The 6,542-nt window shown below is 75.0% G+C and carries 8 protein-coding genes; 3 read left to right on the top strand and 5 right to left on the bottom strand.

Annotation, left to right across the window (positions count from 1 at the left end; all coding sequences use genetic code 11):
* Positions 1 to 498, top strand: a 498-nt coding sequence (locus tag DVA66_RS15345) for an aminoglycoside phosphotransferase family protein (protein ID WP_157974044.1), incomplete at its 5' end; no start/stop codon positions are given.
* Between the two features lie 26 nt (positions 499 to 524).
* On the opposite strand, the gene DVA66_RS15340 is transcribed toward DVA66_RS15345, so the two are convergent.
* Genes DVA66_RS15340 through DVA66_RS15320 form a run of 5 tightly spaced genes read right to left on the bottom strand, consistent with a single transcriptional unit; the run spans position 525 to position 5,642 of the window.
* On the bottom strand, positions 525 to 1,322 hold the full coding sequence (locus tag DVA66_RS15340) for a citryl-CoA lyase (RefSeq protein ID WP_114560867.1): 798 nt from the start codon (positions 1,320 to 1,322) through the stop codon (positions 525 to 527).
* Positions 1,319 to 2,524 carry a CaiB/BaiF CoA transferase family protein gene (locus DVA66_RS15335; RefSeq protein WP_114560866.1) on the bottom strand — a complete coding sequence of 402 codons (1,206 nt, stop codon included), beginning with the start codon at positions 2,522 to 2,524 and terminating at the stop codon, positions 1,319 to 1,321. The genes DVA66_RS15340 and DVA66_RS15335 overlap by 4 nt, the downstream gene beginning before the upstream one ends.
* Positions 2,521 to 4,026, bottom strand: coding sequence for a tripartite tricarboxylate transporter permease (locus DVA66_RS15330; RefSeq protein ID WP_114560865.1), 1,506 nt, complete (start codon positions 4,024 to 4,026; stop codon positions 2,521 to 2,523). Before DVA66_RS15330 ends, DVA66_RS15335 begins: the two co-directional genes overlap by 4 nt.
* Complete coding sequence (locus DVA66_RS15325; RefSeq protein WP_157974043.1) at positions 4,027 to 4,662, bottom strand: tripartite tricarboxylate transporter TctB family protein; 636 nt, start codon at positions 4,660 to 4,662, stop codon at positions 4,027 to 4,029.
* A complete protein-coding gene (locus DVA66_RS15320; protein WP_232821988.1) occupies positions 4,659 to 5,642 on the bottom strand; it encodes a Bug family tripartite tricarboxylate transporter substrate binding protein in 984 nt (327 codons plus the stop codon). Before DVA66_RS15320 ends, DVA66_RS15325 begins: the two co-directional genes overlap by 4 nt.
* Before the next feature lie 146 nt (positions 5,643 to 5,788).
* On the opposite strand from DVA66_RS15320, the gene DVA66_RS15315 reads away from it, so the two are divergent.
* Together DVA66_RS15315 and DVA66_RS15310 are read left to right on the top strand one after the other, a co-directional pair.
* On the top strand, positions 5,789 to 6,139 hold the full coding sequence (locus DVA66_RS15315) for a universal stress protein (protein ID WP_114560862.1): 351 nt from the start codon (positions 5,789 to 5,791) through the stop codon (positions 6,137 to 6,139).
* Positions 6,136 to 6,542, top strand: a 407-nt coding sequence (locus DVA66_RS15310) for a helix-turn-helix domain-containing protein (protein WP_114560861.1), incomplete at its 3' end; no start/stop codon positions are given. The genes DVA66_RS15315 and DVA66_RS15310, both read left to right, overlap by 4 nt.

Here is a 6,542-nt window from a genome sequence, read left to right as displayed (position 1 = left end):
GGCCCGGGTCCGGTGGTCGACCTCGGGAGGGCCGGGCGCCGAGGGCTGGCCTGCGGGCGGGTGCACGGCGTCCTCGCCGGGGTCGCCGCTCCGGCCGGGCTGCGGGTCGTCGAGCGGGCCCCGACGGGCAGCCGGACGGCGCTGCTGCACCTCGACCTGCACCCCCTCAACGTGCTGGTCGGGGACGACGACGAGGTCAGCGCGGTGGTCGACTGGGCCAACGCCCGGGCCGGCGACCCCGCCCTCGACGTCGCCCGCACCTGGGCGCTGCTCACCGCGCACCCGACCGTCGCCGGGTGGCGCCGCTCCGCCGCGGGGGCGGCCTTCCTCGACGGCTGGGCCGAGGCGGCCGGGTTCTCCGCCCTCGGGGACGACGCCCGACGCTGGGGGCTGGAGTTCTTCCTCGCCGACCAGGCGGGCGCCCTCACCGAGGACGAGCTGGGGCCGGCCCGGCGCCTGCTGGCGGACCTGCGGCCGGGCGGCGATCCCGCCGGCTGATCCGCGGACGGGGCGGCGGCCCCGCGTCAGGACAGGTGGCGGGTGTCGGGTCCGGTGTAGGGGGCGGTGGCCGGCGGCGCCATCGGGCCCTTGATCCGACGTCCGCTGCCGCTCTCCTCCCAGGCGTGGGCGAGGATGCCGATGCTGCGCGAGAGCACGAAGAACCCCCGCGCCAGCTCCGGGGCACACCCCAGCTCGGCGTAGATCACCGCGGTGGCGCCGTCGATGTTCATCGGCACCGGACGCTCCCGACCCTCGGCCAGCGCCCCCTCCAGCGCCAGCCCGCAGGCCAGGAACCCGCCCTCGACGTCGCCGCGCGCGACGGCGTCCTCGACCAGACCCATCAGCGGGTCCCGACGGGGGTCGCGGCGGTGGAAGCGGTGGCCGAACCCCGGGACGAAGGCCCGGCGCGCCCGGTGGTCGGCGACCACCTCCCGCGCCACCTCCGTGACGTCGCGGCCGGCGTCGACCTCCGCCCGCATCGCGTGCAGCAGCGCCACGCACTGCTGGCCGGCGCCGCCGTGGGTGTCGCCGAGCATGCCGACGCCGGTGGCCACCGCGCTGTTCAGCCCCACCCCGCAGGTGGCGGCCATCCGCGCCGCGGCGATCGAGGGGGCCTGCGGGCCGTGGTCGGCCGGCGCGACCAGGGCGGCCTCCAGCAGCGCGGCCCGTCCGGGGGAGGGGAGCTCGCCGAGCACCAGCAGCGCGGCCACCTGGGCGAAGGAGGCCCGTCCGATCAGCTCCTGGACGGGGTAGCCGCGGAACTCGATGACATCGGGTTCGACCCGGCTGACCGCGGTGGCCCACCAGTCCTCGGCGCTCACCGGCGTCCCTCCCCGGCGGTCACCTCGGCGCGGGTCGGCTCCGAGGCGTCCAGCTCGGCCAGCACCTCGGCGGTGTGCGCGCCCAGTCGGGGCGGTCCGCTGCGGGGCCGCGACACCTGGCCGTCGACGCGGACGCCGTGACCCAGCACCGGCACCGGCTCGCCGTCCACCTCGACCTGCTGCACCAGCCCGCGGGCCACCACCTGCTCGGCGGCCAGCGCGTCCGCCACCGACAGCACCCGTCCGGCCGGGACGCCGACCGCGGCCAGGCGCTCCTCCCAGTCAGCGGCCGACCGGGCGGCGAGTGCCGCCTCCAGCTCGGCCCGCAGGGCGGCGCGGTGGCGTTTGCGGGTCTCCCGCTCGGCGAACCGCTCGTCGGTGACGAGGTCAGGGCGTCCCACCGCGACGCAGAGCGCGGCGAACTGCTCGGCCTTGTTGGCGGCGATGTTGATGAGCCCGTCGCCGGTGGCGAAGGTGCCCGAGGGGGCGGCGGTCATGTTCTCGTTGCCGATCGGCTCGTGCTGCACCCCGGCGATCAGCTGGTTGGAGACCACCCAGCCCATCGCGGTGATCGCGGTCTCCAGCATCGAGACGTCCAGCCGGGCGCCGACGCCGTCACGGCGGGCCCGCACCAGCGCAGCCGCGACCGCCATCGCCGCCGCCATCCCGCCCAGGGTGTCGGCCACCGGGTAGCCGGCCCGCAGCGGCCCGGTCGAGGGGTCGCCGGTGGTCGCCATCATCCCCGACAGCCCCTGGATGATCTGGTCGTAGGCCGGGCGGTCGCGCAGCGGCCCGTCCTGGCCGAACCCGCTGATCGCGCAGTAGACCAGCCGCGGGTTGATCGCCCGCAGCTCCTCCCAGCCGAAGCCGAGCCGCTCCAGCACCCCGGGTCGGAAGTTCTCGCACAGCACGTCGGCCCCGGCCACCAGCCGGCGCAGGGTGGCCCGGCCGTCCTCGGACTTGAGGTCGACCTCGATCGAGCGCTTGCCCGAGTTCTGGGCGATGAAGGAGGTGCCCATGCGGTCGGCGTTGCGGGCCGGGTCGGCGCCGAGCTGGCGGGCCAGGTCGCCCTGGCCGGGCACCTCCACCTTGACGACGTCGGCGCCGAGCAGGGCGAGCTGGTAGCAGGCGTAGGGCCCGGCCAGCACGTTGGTGAGGTCGAGGACGCGGACGCCCTCGAGGAGTGCGGGGGGAGGGGTCACGCGTCGATGCTCCTGCGGGTGCGGATCCGGTTGACGGCCGTGATGACCAGGGTGAGGGCGAGCACGGCGTAGAGGGCGATCGAGATCGGGCTGGCGACCAGCGCCGACGGGTCGCCCTCGCTGATGGTCAGCGTGCGGGTGAGCTCGGTCTCGGCGAGCGGGCCGAGGATGACCGCGATCAGCACCGGCGCGACCGGGACGTCGGCGCGGCGCATCAGCATGCCGAGCAGGCCGAAGGCGAGCAGCAGCACCACGTCGACCACCGAGCCGGAGCTGGAGTAGACCCCCATCACGCAGAACAGCGTGATGCCGGCGTAGAGGAACGGCCGCGGGATCAGCAGCAGCTTGGCCCACAGCGGCGCGAACGGCAGGTTGAGCACCAGCAGCACCACCAGACCGACGAACAGCGAGGCGATCAGCGCCCAGGCCAGCTCGCTGTCGCGCTCGAACAGCAGCGGACCCGGCTGCAGCCCGAACTGCTGGAAGGCGGCCAGCATGATCGCCGCGGTCGCCGAGGTGGGCAGGCCGAGGGTGAGCAGGGCCCCCATCGCCGTGCCGGAGGTGGCGTTGCCGGCGGCCTCGGGGGCGGCGAGCCCGCGGATGGCGCCCTGGCCGAACTCGGGCTTGCGGGAACGGCGGTCGATCCGGCGCTCGTTGCCGTAGGCGAGGAAGGTGGGGATCTCCGAGCCGCCGACCGGGATGACGCCGAACGGCAGCCCGAAGGCGGTGCCGCGCAGCCACGCGGGCAGTGCCTTGCGCAGCTCGCCGCGGCTGAGGAAGGGCCGTCCGCCGGAGCGGATCAGGGTCTCGGCCTCGGGCCGGTGGGCCAGCGAGGCGCGGTGGAACACCTCGCCCAGCGCCAGCAGCCCGACCGTCACCACCACCACGTCGATGCCGTCGAGGAAGTCCGGCACCCCGAAGGTGAACCGGGACGTCCCGGACTGGGTCTCGATGCCGACCACCGCCACCGCCAGCCCGATGACCAGCGAGGCCAGGCCCTTGACCAGGGAGTCGGCGACCACCGCGGAGGTGGCGACGAAGGCGAAGAGGGCGAGCGCGAAGAACTCCGCCGGCCCGAAGTAGGTCGCCAGCACCGCCATCGACGGCGCGAGGAAGGCCACCAGCACGGTGGCCAGCAGACCGCCGGTGAAGGCGCCCAGGGCGGCCGTCGCCAGCGCCTGCGGGGCCCGTCCGGTGAGCGCCATCTTGTGCCCCTCGAAGGTGGAGGCGATGGCGGAGGAGTTGCCGGGGGTGTTGAGCAGGATCGCCGAGATCGAGTCGCCGAACAGCCCGCCGTAGTAGATGCCGGCGAACATGATGAAGGCGCCGGTCGGGTCGAGGCTGTAGGTGACCGGCAGCAGCAGCGCGACGGCCATCGCCGAGCCGAGCCCCGGCAGCACGCCGACGGCGGTGCCGAGCAGGGCGCCGACGACCACCCAGAGCAGGTTGATCGGGCTGAACGCGGTGGCGAAGCCGTCCGCGAGCGAGGCGAGGACGTCCATTCACAGACCTCCGATGAAGCCGGTGAGCAGGGCGAGGCCGAGCAGGCCGGCGAAGACGAGCTGGATGCCGGCGGCCAGGATGATGGCGATCCCCAGCGTGCGCAGCCGGGGCCGCGCGCCGAGGGCGACGGTGACGCCGAAGAACAGCCCGGTGGCGCTGAGCAGCCAGCCCAGCGGTTCCAGGACCAGGGCGAAGACGAGCAGCAGCCCGAGCAGCAGCGCCACCCGCGGCCAGGACACCTCGCGGCTCGCGGACGCCTCGACCTCAGCGGCTGCCGGCTCCGTGACCCCAGCGGCCTGAGCTCGTCGGAGGCCCGTCTCGTCGTCGTGCGTCTCAGGCGGCCCTTCGACAGGCTCAGGGCGCTGGTGGTGGGTGGGCTCAGGGCGCTGGGGGTGAGACGGTCCGGACGTCCGGCCGAGCAGCGCCTGCACCAGCAGCACCGCGCCGACGACGTAGGCCAGCACGGTGATGCCGATCGGGAAGACGCGGGGGCCGGGCGCGTTCGCGGTCGAGGGCACCTCCATGGTCACCAGCCCGACGGTGAGCACGACCGCCACCCCGAGCACCACCAGGGCGACGGGCAGCGCGGCGGTGTCGACGTGCCGGCGGGCGGGGCCGGCGGTGGTGGCGCTCACAGCCCGAGCTCCTCGGCCAGCGCGGTGGTCCGCTCGACCTCGGCGTCGAGGAACTCCTGGTACTCCGGGCCGGTCTTCACCGCACCGATCCACTGGTTGCGCTGCAGGGCGTCCTGCCACTCCGGGGTCGCCACGGTCTCCTCCACGATCGCGGTCAGCTCGCCCACCTGCTCCTCGTCCAGCCCGCGCGGGGCGACCACGCCGCGGAAGTTCGGCAGGTAGACGTCGTAGCCGGCGTCGATGAAGGTGGGCGCGTCGATGCCGGGCTGCGGCTCGGGGGCGCTGAGGGCCAGCAGCCGCAGCGCGCCGGTCTCCACCTGGTCGGCGAACTCGACGTAGCCGCTGATGCCGACGTCGACGCTGCTGGAGAGCAGGGCGTTGACGGCCTCGCCGCCGCCGGCGAAGGGGATGTAGTTGACTGCGGCCGGGTCTGCGCCGACGTCCTGGGCCAGCAGCCCGGCGGTCAGGTGGTCGGTGCCGCCGAGGGAGCCGCCGCCGATGGCGACCGCGCCCGGGTCCTCGCGCAGCGCCGCGGCGACGTCGTCGACGCTCTGGAAGGGGGAGTCGGCCGGGACGACCATCGCCTCGTAGTCCTCGGCGAGCTCGGCCACCGGGGTGGTGTCGGCCAGCGTGAGGGCGGAGTCGTTGACGACGATGCCGCCGATCATCACCGTGCCCATCACCATCAGCACGTCGTCGCGGCCCTGCATCTGGTCCAGCTGGGAGAGCCCGATGGTGCCGCCGGCGCCGGGCACGTTGACCACCCGCGGGTTGGTCACCACGCCGTTCTCCCGCATCGCCCGCTGCAGCTCGCGGGCCACCGTGTCCCAGCCGCCGCCGGGGGCCGCGGGGACCAGCAGGGTGAGGCCGCTGCGGGCGTTGGAGATGCCGCCGGCCGCGCGGGCCTGCAGCACCGCCGCGACCAGCAGCGGCACCGCCACCACGAAGACGAGGACGGTGACCAGTCGTCGGTTCTGCACGGGACCTCCCACGGGTGCTCGCGTCGTTGCCGAGCGACGAGCCGGGGGTCGGGCCGTCGCGGGACGAGGTGCTCCCGACCCTGGCATCCGTTCCGTTTTGCTGTCAACATGTTCCGCACAGCGGTACGTGACGGAAGGTGGACGCCATGGTCGTGCTCGTCGGCACCAACGACTCCCCCGAGGGCAGGGCCGCGCTCCGCGCCGGCGCCGAGGAGGCCCGACGGCGGGGGGCGGAGCTGGTCTGGCTCAACGTCGGCCCGCGGGCCGTCGACCCGTCCTGGGTGCCCGACGGCGCCCGGGAGGTGGTGCGGCCCGAGCACCAGGACCCCGAGGCCGCACTGATCGACGCCGCCAGCTACGAGCACGCCGAGGTGCTGGTCATCGGTGTGCGGCGACGCAGCCCGGTCGGCAAGTTCCTCATGGGCTCGCTGGTGCAACGGGTCATCCTCGACTCCACGGTGCCGGTGCTGGCGGTGAAGGCCGACCCGTCCCCGTGACGACGGCGGACCGGGGCAGCGCTGACCGGGAGGGCGCGGACCGCTCACCGGAGTCGGTGCGCGCGGTCAGCCGGGCCGTCGCCGTGCTCCGCCGCTTCGACGACCCCGGACGCCGGTTAGGGCTGGCCGAGCTGGCCAGCGCCACCGGGCTGGCCAAGAGCACGCTGACCCGGCTGCTCGGGACGCTCGAGCAGGAGGGTCTGCTGGCTCGCGACCCCGACGGCGGCTACGGCCCGGGGCTGGAGCTGCTGCGCTGGGCGGGTCTCGCGGCCGAGCTGCCCCCGCTCCCGGCGGCGGTGACCGAGCGGATGGGCGCGCTGACCCGCTCGCTGGGGGAGTCCACCACCTTCTACCTGCGCCGCGGCGAGCACCGGGTGGCGCTGGCCCGGGCGGAGTCCGACCG

The sequence above is a fragment of the Desertihabitans aurantiacus genome, assembly GCF_003344635.1.
Classification (GTDB): Bacteria; Actinomycetota; Actinomycetes; order Propionibacteriales; family Propionibacteriaceae; genus Desertihabitans; species Desertihabitans aurantiacus.
This window is presented reverse-complemented; position numbering and strand designations above follow the sequence as displayed.

Coding starts and splice junctions, on each gene's coding strand:
- DVA66_RS15330 (WP_114560865.1), bottom strand. CDS start 4,026: ATGGACGTCCTCGCCTCGCTCGCGGACGGCTTCGCCACCGCGTTCAGC.
- DVA66_RS15315 (WP_114560862.1), top strand. CDS start 5,789: ATGGTCGTGCTCGTCGGCACCAACGACTCCCCCGAGGGCAGGGCCGCG.